Origin of the sequence: Micromonospora sp. CCTCC AA 2012012 (assembly GCF_040499845.1) — a bacterium.
GTDB lineage: Bacteria > Actinomycetota > Actinomycetes > Mycobacteriales > Micromonosporaceae > Micromonospora > Micromonospora mangrovi.
On the sequence record NZ_CP159342.1, the window covers coordinates 4722646 to 4743795 of the forward strand.

Here is a 21150-nt window from a genome sequence, read left to right on the forward strand (position 1 = left end):
GGGCGCGTTGCGCGCCGACTAGGACAGCCGACGCCCTTGCCCGCGCGAGATCGGATGGACGCATGACGGTTCCCGCTGACACCCCACCACCCCAGGCCCGACCTTCAGGATGGGGTGGGCTGCTGCTGCGGCTGCACTTCTACGCCGGGATCCTGGTGGCGCCGTTCCTGCTGGTCGCCGCCCTGACCGGGCTGGCTTACACGGTCACCCCACAGCTGGACCGAGCCCTCTACGGCGACCAGCTCACCGTCGACCGCGTGGGTGACCAGGCGCGGCCCCTGGCCGAGCAGATCGGCGCGGCGCGGGCCGCGCACCCGGATGGCACGGTGGCCAGCGTCGCCCCGGGCGAGGGGGACGCCACGACCCGGGTGGTGTTCGACGTGCCGACGCTCGGCGAGAAGCAGCACACCGTCTACGTCGACCCGTACACCGCGCGGGTCGAGGGCACCCTCACCACCTGGTTCGGGTCGACGCCGGCCACCACCTGGCTGGACGACCTGCACCGCAACCTGCACCTCGGCGTCGTCGGGCGCTACTACTCGGAGCTGGCCGCGAGCTGGCTGTGGGTCCTCGTCCTCGGCGGGCTCATCCTTTGGTGGCGGCGCCACCGCACCAGCGCCAACCGGACGCGGCGGCTGGTCGCCCCGGACCTGGCCGCGAAGCGGGGTGTGCGGCGCACCCGCGGCTGGCACGCCGCGACCGGGGTGTGGCTCGCCGTCGGACTGCTGTTCCTGTCCGCGACCGGGCTGACCTGGTCCCGCTACGCCGGGGGGAACTTCAGCTCCGCCCTCGACGCGCTCGACGCGCACGCTCCCGAGCTGTCGACCACGCTGCCCGGGGCGGTCACCCCGGTCGCCGACACCGGCCACCACGGCGGCGGCGGAGAGGGTGGCGGCGCGACGCCGGTCGACCCGGCCGACACCGACCGGGTCCTCGCGCTGGCCCGCGGCGCCGGTCTCGACGGGCCGGTGGAGATCACCGCACCGGCCGAGGCGGGCACCGCGTGGAGTGTTGTGCAGGTCGACAACTACTGGCCGGTGCGCAAGGACGCCGTCGCCGTCGACCCGGCCACCGGTGCCATCACCGCCCGCAACGACTTCGAGTCGTGGCCGATGTTGGCGCAGGTCAGCGGCCTCGGCATCCAGGCGCACATGGGGCTGCTGTTCGGCCCGGTCAACCAGATCCTGCTCGCCGCCTTGGCCCTCGGCCTGCTCTGCGTCACCGTGTGGGGGTACCGGATGTGGTGGCAGCGCCGCCCCACCCGCCACGACCGTCGTGCCCCGCTCGGCGCCCCACCGGACCGAGGGGCGTGGCAACGGCTGCCCGCCTGGGGCATCGCGGTCGGCGTACCCCTGGTCTTCGCGATCGGGTGGGCGTTGCCGCTGCTGGGGGTGAGCCTGCTGGCCTTCCTCGTGGTCGACCTGCTACTCGGCGCTCGTCGACGACGGGACACGGCGGCTGCCCAGGCGACCGGCGGTGCCGCTACCAGGTGACCGGTTCGGCTGTCGGGGGCCGTACGGGGGCGGCGCGCAACGCGCACGCCGCACCCGCGCGACCGCCGTACGGGTGCGATGACGTCACCGCAGCCCCCTCGCTTCGTACACGCAGGTGCGCGTGCGGGTTCAGGTCACGTCGATCGTGTATTCGGCGGTGTGCACCGTGCCGTCGACCTCGAAGTCGAGGAACGCCGCGTAGCGGCCCGCGCCGGGTGCGGTGAGCCAGAACGAGATCGCCCCGTTGACCAGTTCCGGTTCGGGATGGACGTGCACGTAGCCGAGGTCGCCCTCCCGGATGACGACCAGGTGCCCGTACGCGCCGAGGTAGCGCTGCACCGCCACCGGACCGGAGCTGCCTGTGCGGCCGACAGCGAACGCCATCGGGACGGTGCTACCGGCTGTGGGGGTGCCGGCCATGGTCACCGTGAACGGCCCGGCCGTGGCCTGCGGCCGCGGCGCGGGCGGGGCGGCCGGGGCGTACGCGCCCGGGACGTGGTGGTCGACGCCGAGCACCAGCGGCGTCGCAGCCCCGCTGGGGCCGAGCAGGGAAAAGTCCGCGTAGACGCGGTAGGTGCCGGCACGGGCAAGTGTCAGCGGCACGCTCCAGGTGCCGTCGGGCGCCATGCTGGGGTGCAGGTGCTGGTAGCCGGTGAGGTCGCGGCCCACCACCACGAGGTGCAGGGGCTTGTCGTGGACGACGGCGAAGCGGGTCACCGGCTGCCCGTCGGCTCCTACGACGCGGAAGCGGTAGTTCTCGGTCCGGCCGGCGGGCTGGGAGCGCCGCTCGGGCCGCAGGGTGTATCCGCCGGCGCTGACCGTGGTCCCGGTCGCCTGCGTACGGTCGGCGCCGTCACCGGGGTGCGTGTGCACGCCCGCGCCGGACGGATGCTGGTGTCCATCTCCGGCCGCCTCGGCGGTGCCGGTCGCGGCCGGTGCGGTGGCGCCGGCCGGCCGTGCGGTGCCGGCGGTCGCTACGCCGGTGCCGAGGCGTCCCAGCCCGAACCCGGCCAGCATGCTCACCACCAGCGCGCCCACCAGTAGCGCGAGCCGGGCGTTGCTCGGACCGACGCCGGGCAGCGCGGCGGCGGCTTGCTGCGGTGGCCCGTCCGCGGGCACCGCGGCCGCAGCCCGGTTCCGGCCCTTCGGCGACAAGCGGACCCGCCGGTCGGTGCGACCGTGAGCGGGCGTACGCGCCCCGACAACGGGACTGACGACCGGCCGCCGCGGCCTCGTCCCTGCCCGCTGACGCACAGGCGTCTCACCAGCCCGGTTCGGCCGGCGTCGCCACAGCACGAGACCGCCGATGACCGCGACCAGCGCCACCCCCGCGCCGAGCCAGCCGATCAGGGCGACACCACCCTCGTCGGTAGGAGCCGCGGTGACGGCGGGCGACGACGCGGCGACGGCCGGCGCGGGGGCCGAGGAGGTCGCCGCACCCGACGCGTGCCCGGAGCTCTCGTGCTGCGCCACCGCCGCCAGCAACGCTGGGTCGGGCTGGTCGGTCGGCGGGCGCCAACCGGTCGGAGCCGCCGTCACCGGGCCTGCGTACCGGAAGGTCAGCGTGCCGCGTACCGGTTCGCCGTCGGAGGCGACCGACAGGTAGCTGGCGGTGTACTCACCCGTCGCCGGCAGGTACGCGACGGTCACCACGGCCGGGAAGCCGGTCTTGTATTCGCGTGGCTGGAACAGCCCGTCGGTCAGCACGTACTCGGTGACCGGTTTGGGCAGCGGTTGCGGCTCGCCGTAGCTCCAGCCGCCGTCGACGCGCCCGCCGCCGGGAGCGGTGATGGTGAAGTGGGCGTTGGAGGCGGGCTTCTCGGTGAAGTAGAGCCGCACCTCGGTCAACGGCTTCGACACCGTGGCGCCCGCTGCGGGGACGGACATCGCGAGCGTTCCGTGCGCCGCCGCGGGCCGCGCCGATGCCAGGAGCAGGACGGCCACGAGCAGCAGGGCCGAGAGCCCGGCGAGCGGCCGGACAGGTGCGGGGGTGAGACGACGCATCGGACCATGGTCGCGACGACAACGACTTCCGTCCATACATAGTTATCTTTTTGCTCTCATGGCAAAAGTTCTCGCCGGTCGTGAGAAATGGTGAGCGGCGGATACCGGACAGGCGTGTGCGAGGCGGCGAAGCACAGTAGACCCGCGATCGAACGAGGGGCACGCTAACTTGCGATGACCGTCCGATGCCGGGGGGTCGAGTTTCGGGGCGCCGGAAGGTCCACAGGCCGCGTCGCCCAGCGGGTCATCAGGACCGGCTCGTGGATGATGAGCCGGACTCTGGCGCTATGCCGCCGTGTCGGCGTCCGTTTAGCTGTGACCTTGTGGCAGAGCAGGTAGTCAAGCCGGTGGACGAAAGCGCGTGCAGGCAGGCGCGTTGCAGTTGCCCGTCGCCGAACGCATGGGAACGGCGGGCCAGCAGGTCTGGGGTGAGATCGCCCAAGTCGGCCAGCTCAGCGGTGGGGGTTGCCTATTCACCGGTGCGTCGGTGGCACCGGGCGGTTCGGCGATGAGGTCGGCGAGGCTCAGCCGGGGGTTGGTGGCGGCGCGGGGCTGGAACAGGATCATTCGGTGACCGCGGGAGCCAGGTTGGCCGACCAGCGTTCCTCGACCCGGCCGAGCCGCCAGACCGCGATGGCGACGAGCCAGGCAACGACGAACAGGCCCACGATGCCGTAGCCGGCGTAGTCGAGGGGGATGTCGGCGATCGCCGCCAGCGGGCCGGAGGTGATGTGGGCTTGGTCGGCGAGGACGCCGATCAGCTCGATGGTGCCGATGATCAGGGCGACGGCGACGGAGATGCTGGTGATGGTGATGTTGTAGAAGACCTTGCGGACCGGCTTGGCGAAGGCCCAGCCGTAGGCGGCGTTCATGAAGACACCGTCGATGGTGTCCATCAGGCACATGCCGGCCGCGAACAGGATCGGCAGCACCAGGATCGAGTAGAACGGCAGGTTGAACGCCGCCGCCCCGCCCGCCAGGACGAGCAGGCCGACCTCCGTCGCGGTGTCGAAGCCGAGGCCGAAGAGCACCCCGATCGGGTAGATGTGCCACGGCTTGCGGACGGACTTGGTCAGGCCGCCCAGGAAGCGGTTCATGAAGCCGCGCTTGTTCAGCTGCTCTTCCAGGGCTTCCTCGTCGTAGATGCCCTGTCTGAGGTCGCGGAAGACCTTGATGACGCCGATCAGGACGACCAGGTTGAGGATGCCGAGGATCCACAGGAAGACACCGGACACGCTGGCGCCGATGACGCCGGTGACCGAGTGCAGCTCGGAACTGTCGTTCTCGACCTGACCGGCCAGGGCCTTGACGCCGACGGAGAGCAGGAACGCCAGGCAGAACACGATCGTGGAGTGGCCGAGGGAGAACCAGAACCCGACCGACAGCGGTTTGCGGTCGGTGCCGTTGATCGTGTTGTCCTGCATGAGCTTGCGGGTCGTGTTGTCGACCGCCGCGATGTGGTCGGCGTCGAAGGCATGCCGCAGGCCGAAGGTGTAGGCGAGGACACCGACGCCCACGGTGAACACCGGGTGGTCGCCGCCCAGGTGGAAGTGTTTCGGGGCGACGAAGCCGAGCAGGGTGACGAACCCGACGACGTGCAGGACCACGATGAAGGCCGTCATGCCGGCCAGGGACCGCCAGTCGCGGACGGTCAGGCTGTGCCGGAAACGAGAGAAGCGGGAGACGTCCACAGCCGTGCGGGTGTCTGTCACGTCGATCTTCTTCCGCGAGAATGCTCGATACGGGGGACGCTAGCCCGCCACAATCTCTTGTTGCAAGGTTGTGGCAACAGCGTGATCCTGGCGACTGAACTCCCGCTGGTGAGGGCAGGTCAGTGGTGCCGGACGTTCGTCGCTCAGCCGGGCGGGGGCGGCGGTGTGGCGGCCACCAACAGGGTGAGTTCCCGGACCAGGTCGTCCAGGGACTGGCCGGTCTGCGCGCGGACCAGGCCGAGGGCGAGGTCGGCGAGCAGGTAGAAGCCGAGTGTGCGGGCCTGCTCGGTGTCGAACGAGGCCAGCAGCGCCTCCGCGCCGGCGAGGTCACCGCGGTGGCGGGCGGCGATGACCCCGGCGGCGCGTTGCACGAGGTCGGCGGCGACCGGGACCGGGCCGGTCACGCCGGTCAGAGCTTCGGCGCGCCGGCGCGGGCGGCGTCGAAGCGGGCGGTCACGTCCGACCAGTCGACGAGGTGCCACAGCCGGTCGACGTAGTCCGGGCGCACGTTGCGGTACTGCAGGTAGTAGGCGTGCTCCCACGCGTCGAACACCAGCAGCGGCGTGGAGCCCTGCCCGACGTTGCCGTGGTGGTCGTAGACCTGCTCCACGATCAACCGTTGCCCCAGCGGCTCCCACGCCAGGACACCCCAGCCGGAGCCCTGCACGCCCTTCGTCGCCGCCGAGAGCTGCCCGGCGAAGCCGTCGAAGGAACCGAAGTGCTCCTCGATCGCCGCGGCCAGTTCCCCGTCGGGACGGTCGCCGCCGTCCGGGGACAGGTTGTTCCAGAAGATCGAGTGCAGCACGTGCCCGGACAGGTTGAACGCGAGGGTCTTCTCCAACCCGACCAGCGCCGCGAAGTCACCCTTGTCGCGAGCCTCGGCGAGCTGCTCCAGGGTGTCGTTGCTGCCCTTGACGTACGCCGCGTGGTGCTTGCTGTGGTGCAGCTCCAGGATCTCGCCGGACATCGCCGGCTCCAGCGCGCCGTAGTCGTAGGGCATGTCGGGCAGAGAGTAGACGGCCACCAGCAAGCTCCTCACACCATCGTCGGCACCATGAGCTGGGCGGGAACCCCGGCGGTGGTTCAGATCATCGCGTTGCCGGAGCACCCGCCCACTGCTGCCAGCATTGCGTAGTTGCCAAACTTTGGCAATAAGCACGGTCCAGAGTGAGGCGTGGCCCGACGCCGGGCCGGGCACAGCGGGTCGCAAGAGACCGCTACGGCGGTCGATGGGAAAGCGGCACTGAACAGCACTTACGCACTTCGCTGGGCTTCCGCAGGCGGAGTCTCTACGCGAGTTCGCACAGCGCCGCCTCTGCTGATCTTGGTTGTTTGGGCTGGTAGGGGGCCTTGTCGCGGATGCAGGCCCAGAGGACGTTGAGGCGTTGTCTGGACAGGGCGGCAGTGGCTTGGCGGTGGGTCTTTCCCTCGGCTCTCTTCTTGTCGTAGTAGGCGCGTGACCGTGGACAATGGGTCAGAGCGCTGAAACTGGACATGCTGAACACCCGGCGTAGGCCGCGGTGGTAGCGGTGGGGTCGAACCTGGTGGCCCTGTCGGCGGCCGGAGTCGCGGGAGATCGGCGCGAGCCCCGCGTGAGCGGCGAGCGCTGCGGGGCTCGAGTAGGTGCTGAGCGTGCCGGCGTGGGCGAGGAATTCAGCGGCGAGGGTGGTGCCGATGCCGGGCAGGCTGGTGACGATCTCTCCCAGCTCGTGCTCGGCGACCATCGCGGCGAGGGTTTCCTCGATGGCGGTGATCCGGTCGTTGACCGCTTCCAGATCGGCGGCCATCTGCGCCACGATCGCGGCCGCGGTGGTCTCCCCCGCGACGGCGACGGTCTGCGTCCGCGCGGCGGTGAGGGCCTTGGCGGTGAGGGCCTTGGCGGTGAGCGCCTTGGCGGCCCGGACGCCGTGCTGGCGCAGGTAGGCCAGGATGCGGGCTTCACCGGCGCGGCGCAGCCCGGCGGGAGTCTGCCACTGCGCGAGGAGCCGAAGCGCACCCTTGCTGCGCAGGTTGAGTGTCTTCTCCAGGGCGGGGCTGATCATGGCCAGGAGGTCCTGGATGCGGGCGGCGATACGGACCCGGTCGGCGACCAGGTCCAAGCGGCGGGAGACGAGCAGCTTCAACTGCTGCTGCACCCCGTCCGCGAGGGTGAGGGTCGGCAAATCGGCGCGCATGCGCAGGGTCTGGGCGATGACGTACGCGTCGTGAGCGTCGGTCTTGCGTTCGCCGTGGAAGGCCTCGGCCATCCGCGAGGTGACCGTGCCGCTGACGTAGCGCACGTCCGCACCCCGATCGAACAGCACCGCCAGCAGCAGCGAGGCGGGGCCGCCGCGCAGGTCGACGGCCCAGCGGATCGCCTTACGACGCTTACCGAGCCGCCCGGCGATGCCGGAGATGGCCTGCTGGTCGTTGGGGATCTTCTCGGACAGAACGACGGTGCCGTCGTCGTCGACGACGCACACGTGGTGGTGGGTCTTGCCGACGTCAACGCCGGCCCACAGGCTGCCCACCGGGCATCACCCTCTTCGGTTGTTCGATCAAGGGGCGTGGACCCGCCGCGGTTCAGTAGTCACAACTTCAGAAAGGGCGATCGGTCGCAAGTCTCCATCCAGTGCTGATACAGCGGTCATCAGCGAGGGCCGGGGCGTCCTACTCCAAGCTGGCCATGACATCGGCAGCACACACCCAGACAGTCACCCGACCCTCCGGGTCCATCCCGCAAACGACACGGCTCGATGTCTGGTTGCGGGTCCCGACGGGACAACCGGAGCCACCGCCGCGGACGTCCGGGGCGTCGGGCCGGGGACGCCGAGGCAGTCCACGATCTTGTGCGCCTTGGTGTTGATGATCAAGCGGCGAGGGCCGCATGCGGAGTGGGTTGCTGATGTCGAGGAGCGGGAGAGCTCTTCAGCGAGATCTCAGGGTCGGCGTTTCATGCTCGCGTCAGTGTCCTCGACGATGGGAAGAGTTGTGTCTGTTGCCACTGACCGGCTGGTAGGTACGCGCGGGTGGTTGACGAAAGTCCCGGCGATCACTGCGACGTTCTGGGTCATCAAGGTGTTGTCGACGACGATCGGGGAGACGTTCGCCGATTATCTGGCCGTGAACGTCGGCCTGGGTCCTGCCGTCACCGACGCGGTCATGATCGCGGCGCTGGTGGTCGCGCTTGTCATCCAGTTCCGGACCCGCGCGTACACGCCGTGGATCTACTGGTTGTGCGTGGTGTTGGTGAGCATCGTCGGTACGCAGTTGACCGACCTGTTCACCGACACGCTGGGCGTGAGCCTGTATGTCAGCACCGCTGTGTTCGCGGTGGTCCTCGCGGTCGTGTTCGCCGTCTGGTATCGGCAGGAACGCACGCTCGCGATCACCTCCATCGACACCCCGCGCCGCGAGGCGTTCTACTGGGGCGCGATCCTCACCACGTTCGCGCTCGGCACCGCCGCTGGTGACCTCGCCACCGAGGCACTCAGCCTGGGTTTCCGCAACGGGGTGCTGATCTTCGGGGGCCTTATCGCCGCGACCTGGGTGGCCTACCGTCTGGGCGCCGGGCAGGTGCTGACGTTCTGGATCGCCTACGTGCTCACCCGTCCGCTCGGCGCCTCGCTCGGTGACCTGCTGACCCAGGACAAGGACTTCGGCGGTCTGGGACTGGGCGCGAGCGTGACCAGCCTGCTGTTCTTCGGCACGATTCTGGTCCTCGTCATCCGCGAACAGGTTCTGGTCAGTCGTCACGGGGTGGCGGTCAAGGGCGCGGGGCCGCTCGGCGGCTACCGGCAGGACTACCTGTGGGCCGGCGCGGCCGTCGTAGCTGTCGCGATGGCCGGGTGGGTGCTGCGCCCGGCTGCGGACACGACGCCGACCGCCGAGCCTGCGCCCGTGACGACCGCACAGGCCGGAGCCGAGCCCGGCGCCCCCGCGGCCCTCCCGCGGCAGGCTCATCCGACCACGAAGCTGGGCAACCTGGGCAAGTTCGCGGTGATCGTCACCGACGTGAAGGAGAAGGTCGCGCACAACGACCTGGCCGGCGGGAAGAGCCGGGCGAAGGATCTCGAGGTGGCCTGGGACGATGCCGAGGCGGGGCTGAAGCCGCGCGATTCGGCGAGGTGGCACCAGCTCGACGACCAGATCGATGCGGTCCTGACGGCCCTGCGGGCGCCGAGCCCGGTGCGGGGTGACTGCGCCTCCGCGTTGGACACCCTGCTGGCGACCCTGAGTCAGTTCGACGGCGTCAGCTGACCGCCTCGCGGACGGAGCCGCCCCCGGGCCATCACCTCGATGGTGAGGACTGTGGCGGCGGCTTCGACGGCGAGGAGGCCGACCAGGACGAACAGTTGGGTGATTCCCGCGGTGAGCGGGCTGGCGCCGCCGAGGAGGACGCCGACGAAGGCACCGGGGAGGGTGACCAGGCCGACGGTGCGGGTCTGGTCGAGAGCGGGCACAAGTGCCTGGCTCGCGGCGGGGCGGCAGACGAGCAGCCGAGCGTCGCGGGGCAGCATGCCCAGCGCGAGGGCGGCTTCGACCTCGCCGCGCCGGGCGCGCAGATCGTCGTTGAAGCGCCGCCCGGCGAGGCTGGTGGCGGTCATCGCACCGCCGGTCAGGATGCCGGCGATCGGGATGACCGCGATGCCGCGCAGCGGCACCAGGCCCGCAAGGAGCAGCGCGGCGACGACGGTCAGGCTGGCGGTGGCGATCGGGACTCCCGCCCACCAGCCGTACGGCCCACCGGTGATCCGCCGGCCGGAGGTGCCGGCGGCGACCACGCACATGAGCAGGACGAACGCCCCGGTGGCCCACAGCGAGCCGACGATCGCGGTGATCACCAGTGACACGGCGGCCAGTTGCAGCGCGGCGCGGACCGCGGCCACGGCGATCTGCCGGCCGTGCCCGAGCCGTCCGACGGTGGCGATGGCGGCCGCGGCGGCGGTCAGCAGCGCCAGCGCGACGGCGAGTTTCGGCCCGAGCACCAGCATCGTCGAGGTCATCCGGTCAGTGTCGTTTCAGCGCCGACGGGTCGTTCAGTCAGCGCGGGAGGCGTTTCCGGCCACCGTCTCCTCGGTGGCCGGGGTTGCCGAGCGGTGGCGGGAGCGCAGGAGCTGGATGCCGATCGGCACGACGGAGACGAGCACGATGGCGATCAGGATGAACTCGATGTTCGACTTGACGAAGCTGATCTGCCCGAGGAAGTAGCCGAGCACGGTGACGCCGGTTCCCCACAGGACGCCGCCGAGGATGTTGTAGGTGACGAAGGTGCGGTAGTGCATGCGGCTGACGCCGGCGATGACCGGGGTGAAGGTCCGCACGATCGGCACGAAACGGGCCAGCACGATCGAGCGGGCGCCGTAGCGGGCGAAGAAGGCGTTGGCCCGGTGCACGTTCTCCTGCTTGAACAGCCGGGAGTTGGGGCGACGGAATAGGCTCGGGCCGACGCGCTTGCCGAACAGGTAGCCGACCTGGTCGCCGGCGATGGCGGCGACGGCGACGAGCAGGCAGAGCAGCCAGAGCGGCTGGTGCAGGTAGCGGCCGTCGGCGACAAGCAGCCCGGCGGTGAACAGCAGCGAGTCGCCGGGCAGGAACAACCCGATCAGCACGCCGGATTCGGCGAAGATGATCGCGAGGATCCCGATCAGCCCGAAGGTGGAGATCAGCCATTCCGGGTCGATGAAGCTGGGGCCCACGGCGAGCAGCGCTTGAGGCGTGGACATGGCGGGGACCTCCGGAACGAGGGGCGGGGGCGGTGCTCAGGCGGTGGTGTCGAGGCGGCGGCTAGCACGGCGGTCGTAGGCGCGGCCGACGACGCCGATGGTGGTGACAGCTGCGGCGGCGATGAGCGCGCCGACGAGGATGTCACCGGGGTAGTGCACGCCGGTCCAGACTCGGGCGAAGCCGACGATGGTGGCGATCAGACTCAGCGCTACCCCCCATCGGCGGGACAGAAACGCCCCGACGGCGAACGCCACCGCGAACGCCGCGGTGGCGTGGTCGCTGGGCAGCGACGCTCCGGCGGCGTGCGGGATCAACTGGTGCACGGGGTGGGTCTGAAAGGGCCGTACCTCGGTGCTGAGCGCGGCGACGGCCTGCCCGACGGCGAAGGCCAGCCCGAGGGAGACGACAACGCGCACCAGGGCGGTGCGCCCGTGCCGCAGGTGAGTCAGCACGGGTACGGCGGCGGTGGCGGCGAGGACGTAGATCAGCCACCTCGCCGACCATTCGAAGACGTCGTCGACGGGGTCGCTGCGGCCGGCTGCGGCGTTGACGAGTTGGAAGAGGTGATAGTTCATGGTTCCCCCGTTGGTGGCTCCGGCCCGGACAGGCGCCTCTCGTCCAGGGTGCCGCCGGCCACCTGAGAGGAGCCTGAATTCGCCGAGGGCGGGGTTCAGTGATCTTCGGAATCGACGTGCCGGGGCAGCCGGATCCGGACGGTCATGCCCGGTCCGGGCAGCACCTGCACATCTCCGCCGTGCGCCGCGACGACCTGACGGGTGATGGCGAGGCCCAGGCCGGTGCCGCCCTCCGGCCGGGTCCGGCTGTCATCCAGACGGACGAACCGGTCGAAGATGCGCTCCCGGTCGGCGTCGGGGACGCCGGGTCCGTCGTCGGTGACCTCGACGCACCCCCAGCCCTCGCACACCGACACGCGCAGGGTCACCCGGGTACGGGCGTGGCGGGCGGCGTTGTCGGCCAGATTCCGCAGCGCCCGGCCCAGGTCGTGGGCGTCTCCCGTCACCCGTACCGGGGTCAGGTCGGCCCGGACGGTGAGGTCCGGGTGCTGCCCGGCGAGCCGGTCCCGCTCGGTGTAGGCGAGATCGTCGAGGTCGACGTCGTCGCGGCGCCCGGTGGCGCCGCGCTCGTCGATGCGCGCGAGCAGCAGCAGGTCCGCGACGAGATCGGCGAGCCGGCTGGTCTCGCGGCGCAGCAGCTCGACCAGCTCGCCGTGCCCCTGCGGTACGGGTGCCAGCGCCAGGCGGTCGAGGCCGGCGCGCAGGGTGGCCAGGGGGCTGCGCAGTTCGTGGCTGGCGTCGGCGACGAAGCGGCGCTGGCTCGCCGCGGCGGCTTCCAGGCGCTCGAGCATCAGGTTCATGGTGTCGGCGAGCGCCGCGACCTCATCTCGGGCGGCCGGCACGGGCACCCGGGCGTGCAGGTCCCGGGCGGTGATGCCGGCGACCCGGCGGCGGATCGCCTCGACCGGGCGCAGGGAACGTCCGACGAACCAGAACACCGCCGCGCCGACCACCAGCAGCATGGGCGCCAGCCCGGCGGCCAGGATCGCCGCGACCGCCTCGGTGCTCTCGTTGACCGGCCGCAGCGACTGCGCGACCAGCACCGTCCGGGTCCCGGATCCGGTGGCCACCCCAACGGCTGCGATCCGGAAGGGGTCCTCGTCGGCGAACGGCAGCAGCCGCTGCTCGCGGAGAAGTTGACCGGGCCGGGGCCGCAGCGGGGACAGCGGCGCGGCGTCGCCGAGCGCCGCCGAGGCCGCCTCGACCCGCCCCGACGGGCCGAGGACCTGCACCAACGTCTGCTCCCCCGGACTGGGCTTCAGCGTCTCGGCGAGTGCGTCCTGATTGCCGGCGGCCACCGCCGCGACCACCTCGGCCGCCCGCTGCCGCGCGGCGGCATCCACGTTGCCGGCGAGATCCGCGCGGGCGAGATAGACGAACGCCGCCGCGCCGACGGTGAAGGCCGCCGCCACGACAGCGGCGGCGGCCAGCGCCGAGCGCAGCCGTACCCCCAGGTGCCGGCGGATCCACCCGATGGCCATGCTCAGCCGCCGTCGGCTGCCAGGCGGTAGCCCATGCCCCGCTCGGTCTGGATGGCCCGGCGACCGAACGGCTGGTCGATCTTGCGACGCAGGTAGCTGACGTACACCTCGACGATGTTCGGGTCGCCGTCGAAGTGGGCGTCCCAGACGTTGTCGATGATCTGCCGTTTGGACACCACGTCACCACGGTGCCGCATCAGGAACTCCAGCAGCGCGAACTCCCGCGCGGTGACCCGAACGGCCTGGCCCGCCCGACTGACCTGCCGCCGGGCCGGGTCCACGGTCAGATCCCCGGCGGTCAGCACGACTGGCCGGGCGGGCGCGCCCCGGCGCACCAGAGCCCGCAGCCGGGCCACCAGCACCACGAACGAGAACGGCTTGACCAGGTAGTCGTCGGCCCCGAGGTCGAAGGCATCCGCCTGGTCGTACTCGCCGTCCTTCGCGGTCAGCATCAACACCGGCGTCCACACACCCCGCGACCGCAGCCGCCGGCACACCTCGTAACCGTTGAGGCCGGGCAGCATGATGTCCAGCACGATCACGTCGTACGGATTCTCGGTAGCCGCCCACAGCCCGTCGGTCCCGGTGTGCTGCACATCCACGGCGAAACCCTCGTCCGTCAGGCCGGCGCGCAGCACCTGCGCCAGGGCGGTCTCGTCCTCGACGACCAGCACCCGCACCCCGCCCACCCCCTTCCGGAACATCGACACCCGCACCCTGGCATCACCACGGGATACCTCGATCATCGCGCGGCGCGTGGGACAGGAGTGCCGCGTCACGGCCACCGCGACGGGGTTCGACCGCCACGAGGCCGACCCACTGCCGCAGCCAGCACAACCGCACGGTACGTGGTCGTGGTCGGATGGCTGACCACACGGCCGGAGTTCGTCACACGCCCTGGCAGGTGAGGCGAGCCTTACCTTATGGTGAGCTGGTGCTGCTGAGACGTCCTGCTGCCGCCAACACCGGGCCCTCGGTGCGGGCCGTCGAGGCGTCCGCCGGGTCAGCGGGTCGGCTGTCCGATCTGCCCCCAGGCGGTCGGGCCACGATCGTGGGGCTGGCCGACGGTGCACCGCCTGCGACGGCCCGCCGGCTGGCGGACCTCGGGTTCACCGCCGGGACGCCGGTGCAGGTCGTGCGACGCGCGCCCCTGCGGGATCCGGTGGTGTACCGGGTCAAGGACTACGACCTGTGCCTGCGCCGCGCGCAGGCCGCGCACGTGCTGATCCGGGACGCGCGGTGAGGGACTCGGGATGCCACGCTGAGGCCGGACGTGGCGCCGTTGACACGGCATTGCCGCGCTTGGCCCTGGCGGGCAGCCCGAACGCCGGTAAGACGAGCATCTTCAACGCTCTGACCGGTCTGCACGCCAAGACGGGCAACTACCCCGGTGTGACGGTGTCCCGATTCGTCGGCACCATGCAAGCGGGTGAACGGCGGTACCTGATCGAGGACCTGCCGGGCACCTACAGCCTCGACCCGATCAGCCCCGACGAGCAGATCATGGTCGACGTGCTCGACGGCCGTCTCGACGGTGAGGCACCACCGGACGCGCTGCTCGTCGTGGTGGACGCCACCACGCTGCGCCGCTCGCTGCGGTTCGTCGCCCAGGTGCTGCGCCGCGGCCTGCCCACCTGCCTGGTGGTGACCTTCACCGACGAGATGACCGTACGGCAGGGCCGGCTGGACCTGCCGGCGTTGCAGCAGGCGCTGGGCGTGCCGGTGGTGCGGGTGCTCGGCAACCGTGGGCAGGGCATCGGCCAGCTCCGCGACCAGATCGAGCGGTGGCCGACGTGGTCGGCACCGGCCATTCCGCCGCCGGACGACCCGGCCGAAGCGGACGCGTGGGCGGAGTCGGTGCTGAGCTACGCCGGCTACCGGGCCCCGGGCCGGCACCGCATCACCCAGCGCGTCGACGCGGTGTTGCTGCACCCGCTGTGGGGCACCATCGTGTTCCTCGCCGTGATGGTGCTGTTCTTCCAGACCGTGTTCACCCTGGCCGCACCCCTGCAGGGCTACGTGGAGTCGTTCTTCGGGTGGCTGTCCGGGCTGGTGGCCACCCACGTCGGCAACCCGTGGCTGGCCGGTCTGCTCGGCGACGCGGTCATCGGCGGCATCGGCGCGGTGCTCGTCTTCGTACCGCAGATCATGCTGCTGTTCCTGCTGATCTCCCTGCTCGAAGGCGTCGGCTACATGTCCCGCGCCGCCTTCCTGATGGACCGGGTGATGGCCCGCGCCGGCCTGGAAGGCCGCGCGTTCGTGGCCCTGCTGTCGTCCTTCGCCTGCGCAATCCCGGGCATCATGGCCACCCGCACCCTGCCGTCGGCCAAGGACCGCCTGGCCACCATGATGGCGGCGCCGCTGATGACCTGCTCCGCGCGGCTGCCGGTGTACGTGCTGCTGATCGGCCTGCTCGTCGACCCGGCCGCCCGGTGGGGGCCGTTCGGCGCGCAGGGCCTGGTCATGTTCGGCATGTACCTGCTCGGCGCGGTCTCGGCCATGACCGCCGCCTGGGTGTTCAAGAAACTCGGCGACCGCACCGGCCCGCTGCTGCCGTTCTACATGGAGATGCCCCCGTACCGGATCCCCTCGGCCCGCTCGGTGCTGATCGCGGTCGGTGACTCGGCGAAGTCGTTCCTGCGCAAGTGCACCACCATCATCGCGGTCACCACCGTCAGCCTGTGGCTGCTGCTGAACCTGCCCCTGCACTCGACCGCCGACCTGCGCGCCCACGGCGTCGACCCGGGCAACGACACTGCGGTTTCCGCCTACGTCGCCGACCACAGCTACGCCGCCGGCCTGGGCCATCTCGTCGCGCCGGTCTTCGACCCGCTCGGCTTCGACTGGCGGATCAACATCGGCGTGCTGTCGGCACAGTCGGCGCGGGAGACGTTCGTCGCCACCCTCGGCCAGGTCGTCGCCGCGGAGAACCCCGACGAACCGTCGAAGGCGCTCCAGGCGATGACCTACACCGACGGGCCGCACGCCGGGCAGCCGCTGTTCACCGCGCCGACCATCGCGGCGCTGCTGGTCTACTTCGCCTTCGCGTTGCAGTGCATGGCCACCGTCGGCATCATCCGCCGGGAAACCGGCGGCTGGAAGTGGCCCCTGATCGCGTTCGGCTACCTGACCGCGCTGGCCTGGATCATGGCCTACGCCGCCAGGACCATCACGGCGCTGCTGACGGGATGACGCCATGATTCCCATCCATCCCCAACCGGTCCCGGGTTATGCCGAGCAACTGCGCTGGATGACTCCGGCCGGGGTGCTGCCCTTCACCGGCGTCGCCGCCAACCTGCCCGCTTCGCTCGCCGCCCTGCGCGACGACGGCACCCTCGCCCAGGTCCGCGTCGAACCCGCCGCGATCGTCACCACGCTGCACCCGGGCCGGCAGTGGTCCCGCGACGGCGCCCGCGTCCGTACGGCTCTGCACGCCGCTCTCGCCGACCCGGCCGGCTGGGCCCCGGCGAACTCCTCCGGCGAGCCGGACGACGGGCCACTGCGGGACGCCGCCCAGCAGCTGCTCAACGGGCCCGTCGGCGACCTCGCCCGCTCCCACGGCGGGCACATCGAGCTCGTCGACGTCCGCGACGGCACCGTCACCGTCACGCTCGCCGGCGCCTGCCACGGCTGCCCCGCCGCCCGCACCACCCTCCGCCAGGGGTTGGAGGAACAGCTTCGCAGGCACCACCCGAATGTGCACGCCGTCACCGCTGCCCGCCGCTGACACGAGCCGCGTTTCCGGTGCTGGGCGACGGACGAACACGATCGGCTCAGGTCACCATGCATCGATCGCGACCAACCCGCTCAGCGCCTGGCGCGTGGGCCCTTGGTGTGACCTGATCCCGGTCACGCTGCCGGGTCACGACGCCACAGGATGACTCCGCAGCATGCGACGGACACGGCGATGGTGGCGAGCTGGTTGACTGTTCCGACGAACATGCCGGTGGCGCCGGCCGGGTCGAACAGGCCGACCCAGTTCTGCCAGTAGTGGGTCGGCAGAACCACGGCGAGCGGGTGCAGCACACGCTGACCGTTCAGGATGCTGGCGACCACGACGAGGGCGACCGCGCCGGCGAGGGCTTCCGCACCGCGGGGCAGCAGCAGCCCGAGGGTGAAGGCGAGGGCGGCCATGGCGAGCATGCACAGCGCCAGGTAGCCGACGGCGAGCAGCGTACGCCCGATCGCGGTGGCGGTGGTGAGGTCGGCGGCGCCGAGGATGTGGAACGGGTGCCAGCCGAAGATGACCAGCCCGGCGACGAGGCCCGTGGCTACCACGCACAGGACGGCGGCGAACGTCGCGACGGCAGTGGCCGCGAGCTTGGCCGCCAGCAGCCGGGCGCGGGTGACCGGGGCGACGTAGAGGTAGCGCCGGACGCCCCAGTCACGGTCGGCCGAGGCGATCGTGGTGGCCAGGAGCGCGACGACGATCGGCAGCAGCAGCGGGCCGATGAATTGGAGGCTGGCCATGGTGTGGTTGAGGGCGGAGTACGGGGAGGCCCCGAAGAGGCCGCTCTCGGCACCGTTACGGTGCCCAGCCGAGGGTGCCAGCGCCAGGCCGGCGGCGACGGGTGCGCCGGCCAGGCAAGCCAACGCGATGAGAGTGCGCAGTCGCATCAGTTGGGTGGTGAGCTCAAAACGCAGCACGGTCGGGTCCTTCGGTCATGTTGAGATAAGCGTCCTCCAGCGATGCGTGGGCGCCGAGCAGGTTCTCCAGCGAGCCGGACGAGACCAGTCGGCCGTGGTTCATCACCACGAGGTGGCTGGCCAACAGCTGCACCTCGGCCAGCTGGTGGCTGGAGATGAGGATCGTGACGCCCGACTCGGCGCGCGCGGCCAGATGGTGCCGCAGCGCCCGGACCTCCGCCGGATCGAGGCCGTTGGCGGGCTCGTCGAGGATCAGCACGTCGGGTCGGCGCATCACGGCGTGGGCGAGCATGAGCCGCTGGCGCATACCCATCGAGTAGCCCTTGACCTTACGGTCGACCGCGGGGCCGAGACCGGCGAGGTCGAGCGCGTCGGCCAGGCCCGGTGGGGGCCAGTCGCGCCGTGCGGCCGCCCACAGCAGGCGCAGGTTGGCCATGCCGGTCAGGTGCGGAACGAATGCGGGCCCGTCAATCAGGACTCCCACTCGGTGCAGGACTGGGGCGCCGAGGTGCACCGGCGTGTCGGCGATGCGCACGGTACCGCCGTCCGGCGCGGTAAGCCCAACCAGCATCCGCATGGTGGTGGTCTTGCCGGCACCGTTGGGCCCGAGCAGCGCGCAGGTCTGGCCCGGCTCCACGGCAAAGGTGAGCTGATCGACTGCGTGCTGGCGGCCGTAGCGTTTCGAGACGGCCTCGACCCGGATCGTAGCAGGATGCGCGGACATGTGGCATCGCCCTTTCTCGGTGGGTCACCGGAAGGTCAGATCAGTGGAGTTCAAGCAGTGGGCGGCGCGGGGTCAACGCCTGGCGGCCAGTTCCCGCCGGCTGGCGAGCACGGCCAACGCGGTCGCGGCGGCGAACGCCACTACGGCGACGACCCAACTGGGCGCGAACGGTGTGGCCACGAGTCCGTGGTGGCGGTTCCACCCGGCGGGTTCACTTGCGCGTACCTGCACCCCCCAGATCAGGGCTGCGACAGTAGTGATGCCCATCCCCGCCGCCGCACTCATCATCGCCACCGGCCGCAGCCGCGCGAAGCGCCCGATCGAAGCTGCAACCGGCGCGCGACGCAGGGCCGCGGCTACGGCCCAGGCGGTCGAGAACACCACCGCGATCCCGGTCGAGGCGATCAGCGCGAACGCGGTCACGTTCGCCACCGAATGCACCTCGTGGCCCGAGGAGAGGGCCATTGCCAAGCGGGCCATGCCGTACCAGACGACCGCACCGATCACCGGAACGGCTGCGTACTTGCCGGCACTCGTATCGCGACGGCGCAGCAGTGTGATCACGCTCGGGGTCGCCGCAGCCGTCGACGAGAGCAGGGTCGCCGCCGCTGCAGCCACGAGCAGTGCGTACCCGCCACCGGCTCGGTCGGTGACGTCCTCGGCGAGCTTGGCGAACCCGATGCCGGCCAGGGTGAACAGACCGGCCGCCCACACCAGCACGGTTATCGGTGATTGAGTGTCCATCAGCGCACCTCCATACGCGCGGACCGCGCCGCGCAACGAGTCGAGGACGAGCAGCGGACGACGGTGCACGCGCAGATCGCACAGCAGCTGTGCGTACTCCTCGCCGTAACGGCGGCGCCAGCGTGCCGGATAGCAGGCCACCAACGCCCGCACCAGCCGCGGGTCGGCGTTCACGCCAGCCCCAGCCGCAGACGGCCAAGGCTCAACGCAGCCAGTCGCTGCATCCGCGTCGCCTGCGCGGACAACTCGGCCACGCCGGCAGCGGTCAACCGGTACGGCCGACGACGCCCTTCGGCCGGCAGCCCCTCAATCAGGCCTCGCTCCTCCAGACGCGCGAGCGCCGCGTACAGCGTGCCTGGGCCCAGCGTCACGCCGACCTGCTCAGCGATGTCAGCCGTGATGGCATAGCCGTGCTTCACGCCATCAGCGAGGCTCGCCAGCACCAGCAGCCCCGGCTCCGCCCACCGACCAAGATCCTCAGCCACCCACTACTCCGCTCCTCGTTATAACGTCCAACGTACTACGCCAGACGACATAACGCCACCCGACCTGAGCCAGTCAGCAGACAGGCGGGCACGGTCAAGCCCGCTCCCTGGCTGACCAGGCGCTGAGGTCGACCAGCAGGTCACAAGGTCGATCATCATGGTCGGATCTTGGGTGTTGAGCAGAACCCCGCGAGCGTCGGCGCCGGCAATCGCTGATGACGGCGGCAACGTGGGCCTGGGTGGAGGCGTCGAGCTGAGTCGGGCCCAATCGCCACAGCCATCCCACCGGTCTTCGCCGCCTTCGCCACCACGCATCAGGCCGACGACGTCACCGCCGCCGCCTAGAAGCACGCCCTGATTGAGGACCTGGTCGCGCACGCCCCCGACCAGCCGTGGTGGCTGGCCTACCTCCACACCGGCGCCTCCGGCGTCGTCTTCCCCACCCCCGGGGATGTTCCTCTACTGGCGCTGCCCGTACGTGCTGGTCCAGGCCCGCCCCGAGCAAGCCCTCACCTGGCTCACCGATGTCACATCCGCCGTGCTACTCGCTCTGTCCTTTCCCGCCGACAGGGCATGGCTGGTCTCCGCTCTGGGACGCCACCTGGACCTGTATCGGTGGCCCGCCACCACTGACCCACACCCTCGAACGCGACACCCCCTGGCCAACGCCCGCCAGGTCCGACCTGACGAGGACGCGCTGCCGCCCGGGCTGACCCGCGAGTGACCGAAGCCCCCCTCATCGACAGGAGCTACGCCTACCGCATACCCCTATTCCGGCCCGGCCCGGATCGGACGGGCGACGAGGCGGGTGAGCTTGGCGGGCAGCCCTTGGTTTCCTCGACGAATTGCTGACTACGACGCCGTGGGCAGATGTACTTGGCGGGCGTCCGGTGCCGACGGCGAGGACTCACTGGTAAGCGGACTGGCGGTGACCTTGGTCACGCTCGCTGTCATGAGTCTGGCCAGGACCGCGGTGGAAGTGTCGGTCGGTGGGCAGAATCGCAGGTACCGCCGTGCCCACGGATCCTCAGGCAGTCACCTCTCGGAGCAAGATCCGGGTGAGCCGTGCGTACTCCCGGCTGCACGCCCCTTCGATGCCGGCGGCATCAGCACGCCGGCCGAGTTCGGCGAGGAAGTCGTCGACCGAGGCGAACCCGGGCGGCGGCTTCAGCAGCCACAGCCGGCCCCGAGGCCGGCCGGTGATGCCCGCGTCGGCCAGCAGGGCATCGTTGTCGTTCTCGACCTCGTTGCGGGACTCCCAGCTCGCCCGCACGGTCTGCTCCCGCAGCACCTCGTACGTCTTCGGGTGCAGCTCAGTCCAGGTCTCGTAGCGGGTTGCCCGGTCCGGCACCCACGTGCGCAGTCGCGGGGGCCATACCGCCGGGAGGAAGACCAGCATGGGAGCGTCGGGGGCCACCTGCCAGCCCTGCGCGGTCAGTTCGCGTACCTCCGGCAGTTGCTCCGGTGTCAGGCCATCCGCGTCCGTGTCGGCGGCCCTGGCCCCAACGGGATCAGGCGGTTGGTCGACCCCCCAGGCATATCCGGTGTCCATTTTCGCAGCGTACGGCCGTCCCGCGCC

At 71.0% G+C, this 21150-nt stretch carries 20 protein-coding genes; 5 read left to right on the forward strand and 15 right to left on the reverse strand.

All coding sequences use genetic code 11. The features are described from left to right. The first annotated feature begins 62 nt into the window (after positions 1-62). A complete protein-coding gene (locus ABUL08_RS20905) occupies positions 63-1493 on the forward strand; it encodes a PepSY-associated TM helix domain-containing protein (RefSeq protein ID WP_350931633.1) in 1431 nt (476 codons plus the stop codon). A 129-nt stretch (positions 1494-1622) separates the two neighbouring features. Here ABUL08_RS20905 and ABUL08_RS20910 read toward each other — a convergent pair whose 3' ends face one another. The 5 genes from ABUL08_RS20910 to ABUL08_RS20930 all read right to left on the reverse strand — a co-directional run bounded on the left by ABUL08_RS20910 (position 1623) and on the right by ABUL08_RS20930 (position 7719). Then, entirely contained in the window at positions 1623-3497 is a 1875-nt protein-coding gene (locus ABUL08_RS20910; RefSeq protein ID WP_350931634.1) for a copper resistance protein CopC, read from the reverse strand. 563 nt (positions 3498-4060) lie between these two features. Beyond that, positions 4061-5209, reverse strand: a complete 1149-nt coding sequence (gene nicT / locus ABUL08_RS20915; protein ID WP_350931635.1) for a Nickel transporter NicT — start codon at positions 5207-5209, stop codon at positions 4061-4063. Between the two features lie 143 nt (positions 5210-5352). Continuing rightward, the gene (locus tag ABUL08_RS20920) at positions 5353-5613 is read right to left on the reverse strand and encodes a superoxide dismutase (protein ID WP_350931636.1); all 261 of its coding nucleotides are present in this window, start codon (positions 5611-5613) and stop codon (positions 5353-5355) included. Positions 5614-5618: 5 nt separating this feature from the next. Beyond that, positions 5619-6233 carry a superoxide dismutase gene (locus ABUL08_RS20925; RefSeq protein WP_350931637.1) on the reverse strand — a complete coding sequence of 205 codons (615 nt, stop codon included), beginning with the start codon at positions 6231-6233 and terminating at the stop codon, positions 5619-5621. A 265-nt stretch (positions 6234-6498) separates the two neighbouring features. Continuing rightward, a complete protein-coding gene (locus ABUL08_RS20930) occupies positions 6499-7719 on the reverse strand; it encodes an IS110 family RNA-guided transposase (RefSeq protein WP_350931638.1) in 1221 nt (406 codons plus the stop codon). 502 nt (positions 7720-8221) lie between these two features. Here ABUL08_RS20930 and ABUL08_RS20935 point away from each other — a divergent pair. Further along, on the forward strand, positions 8222-9448 hold the full coding sequence (locus tag ABUL08_RS20935; protein ID WP_350931639.1) for a COG4705 family protein: 1227 nt from the start codon (positions 8222-8224) through the stop codon (positions 9446-9448). Here the strand turns inward: ABUL08_RS20935 and ABUL08_RS20940 are convergent. The 5 genes from ABUL08_RS20940 to ABUL08_RS20960 all read right to left on the reverse strand — a co-directional run bounded on the left by ABUL08_RS20940 (position 9427) and on the right by ABUL08_RS20960 (position 13651). Beyond that, the gene (locus tag ABUL08_RS20940) at positions 9427-10194 is read right to left on the reverse strand and encodes an ABC transporter permease (protein WP_350931640.1); all 768 of its coding nucleotides are present in this window, start codon (positions 10192-10194) and stop codon (positions 9427-9429) included. The two genes, ABUL08_RS20935 and ABUL08_RS20940, sit on opposite strands and share 22 nt — an antisense overlap. A 33-nt stretch (positions 10195-10227) precedes the next feature. Beyond that, the gene (locus ABUL08_RS20945) at positions 10228-10914 is read right to left on the reverse strand and encodes a DedA family protein (RefSeq protein ID WP_350931641.1); all 687 of its coding nucleotides are present in this window, start codon (positions 10912-10914) and stop codon (positions 10228-10230) included. Positions 10915-10950: 36 nt separating this feature from the next. Continuing rightward, positions 10951-11490 (reverse strand): phosphatase PAP2 family protein, encoded by a 540-nt coding sequence (locus ABUL08_RS20950; RefSeq protein ID WP_350931642.1) that lies wholly within the window; start codon positions 11488-11490, stop codon positions 10951-10953. Positions 11491-11585: 95 nt separating this feature from the next. Continuing rightward, entirely contained in the window at positions 11586-12971 is a 1386-nt protein-coding gene (locus ABUL08_RS20955) for a sensor histidine kinase (protein ID WP_350931643.1), read from the reverse strand. A gap of 2 nt (positions 12972-12973) precedes the next feature. Next, positions 12974-13651, reverse strand: a complete 678-nt coding sequence (locus ABUL08_RS20960) for a response regulator transcription factor (protein WP_350938753.1) — start codon at positions 13649-13651, stop codon at positions 12974-12976. Between the two features lie 254 nt (positions 13652-13905). Here ABUL08_RS20960 and ABUL08_RS20965 point away from each other — a divergent pair, with 254 nt between their 5' ends. Genes ABUL08_RS20965 through ABUL08_RS20975 form a run of 3 tightly spaced genes read left to right on the forward strand, consistent with a single transcriptional unit; the run spans position 13906 to position 16698 of the window. Beyond that, a complete protein-coding gene (locus tag ABUL08_RS20965; RefSeq protein WP_350931644.1) occupies positions 13906-14214 on the forward strand; it encodes a FeoA family protein in 309 nt (102 codons plus the stop codon). Beyond that, the gene (feoB, locus tag ABUL08_RS20970; protein WP_377522413.1) at positions 14211-16163 is read left to right on the forward strand and encodes a ferrous iron transporter B; all 1953 of its coding nucleotides are present in this window, start codon (positions 14211-14213) and stop codon (positions 16161-16163) included. The genes ABUL08_RS20965 and feoB overlap by 4 nt, the downstream gene beginning before the upstream one ends. A gap of 4 nt (positions 16164-16167) precedes the next feature. Beyond that, the gene (locus ABUL08_RS20975) at positions 16168-16698 is read left to right on the forward strand and encodes a NifU family protein (protein ID WP_350931646.1); all 531 of its coding nucleotides are present in this window, start codon (positions 16168-16170) and stop codon (positions 16696-16698) included. 122 nt (positions 16699-16820) lie between these two features. Here the strand turns inward: ABUL08_RS20975 and ABUL08_RS20980 are convergent, their stop codons facing one another. The 5 genes from ABUL08_RS20980 to ABUL08_RS21000 form a co-directional block, all read right to left on the reverse strand. Next, positions 16821-17618: an ABC transporter permease subunit gene (locus ABUL08_RS20980; RefSeq protein WP_350931647.1), complete on the reverse strand. Its 798-nt coding sequence runs from the start codon at positions 17616-17618 to the stop codon at positions 16821-16823. Beyond that, a complete protein-coding gene (locus tag ABUL08_RS20985) occupies positions 17605-18342 on the reverse strand; it encodes an ABC transporter ATP-binding protein (RefSeq protein ID WP_350931648.1) in 738 nt (245 codons plus the stop codon). The genes ABUL08_RS20980 and ABUL08_RS20985 overlap by 14 nt, the downstream gene beginning before the upstream one ends. Positions 18343-18414: 72 nt before the next feature. After that, entirely contained in the window at positions 18415-19260 is an 846-nt protein-coding gene (locus tag ABUL08_RS20990; RefSeq protein ID WP_350931649.1) for a hypothetical protein, read from the reverse strand. Next, positions 19257-19571, reverse strand: coding sequence for a PadR family transcriptional regulator (locus ABUL08_RS20995; RefSeq protein WP_350931650.1), 315 nt, complete (start codon positions 19569-19571; stop codon positions 19257-19259). The genes ABUL08_RS20990 and ABUL08_RS20995 overlap by 4 nt, the downstream gene beginning before the upstream one ends. Before the next feature lie 1027 nt (positions 19572-20598). Then, a complete protein-coding gene (locus ABUL08_RS21000; RefSeq protein ID WP_350931651.1) occupies positions 20599-21123 on the reverse strand; it encodes a DUF5956 family protein in 525 nt (174 codons plus the stop codon). Positions 21124-21150 lie beyond the last annotated feature (27 nt).

Coding starts and splice junctions, on each gene's coding strand:
- ABUL08_RS20905 (WP_350931633.1), top strand. CDS start 63: ATGACGGTTCCCGCTGACACCCCACCACCCCAGGCCCGACCTTCAGGA.
- ABUL08_RS20910 (WP_350931634.1), bottom strand. CDS start 3,497: ATGCGTCGTCTCACCCCCGCACCTGTCCGGCCGCTCGCCGGGCTCTCG.
- ABUL08_RS20940 (WP_350931640.1), bottom strand. CDS start 10,194: ATGACCTCGACGATGCTGGTGCTCGGGCCGAAACTCGCCGTCGCGCTG.
- ABUL08_RS20945 (WP_350931641.1), bottom strand. CDS start 10,914: ATGTCCACGCCTCAAGCGCTGCTCGCCGTGGGCCCCAGCTTCATCGAC.
- ABUL08_RS20950 (WP_350931642.1), bottom strand. CDS start 11,490: ATGAACTATCACCTCTTCCAACTCGTCAACGCCGCAGCCGGCCGCAGC.
- ABUL08_RS20955 (WP_350931643.1), bottom strand. CDS start 12,971: ATGGCCATCGGGTGGATCCGCCGGCACCTGGGGGTACGGCTGCGCTCG.
- ABUL08_RS20975 (WP_350931646.1), top strand. CDS start 16,168: ATGATTCCCATCCATCCCCAACCGGTCCCGGGTTATGCCGAGCAACTG.
- ABUL08_RS20985 (WP_350931648.1), bottom strand. CDS start 18,342: ATGTCCGCGCATCCTGCTACGATCCGGGTCGAGGCCGTCTCGAAACGC.
- ABUL08_RS21000 (WP_350931651.1), bottom strand. CDS start 21,123: ATGGACACCGGATATGCCTGGGGGGTCGACCAACCGCCTGATCCCGTT.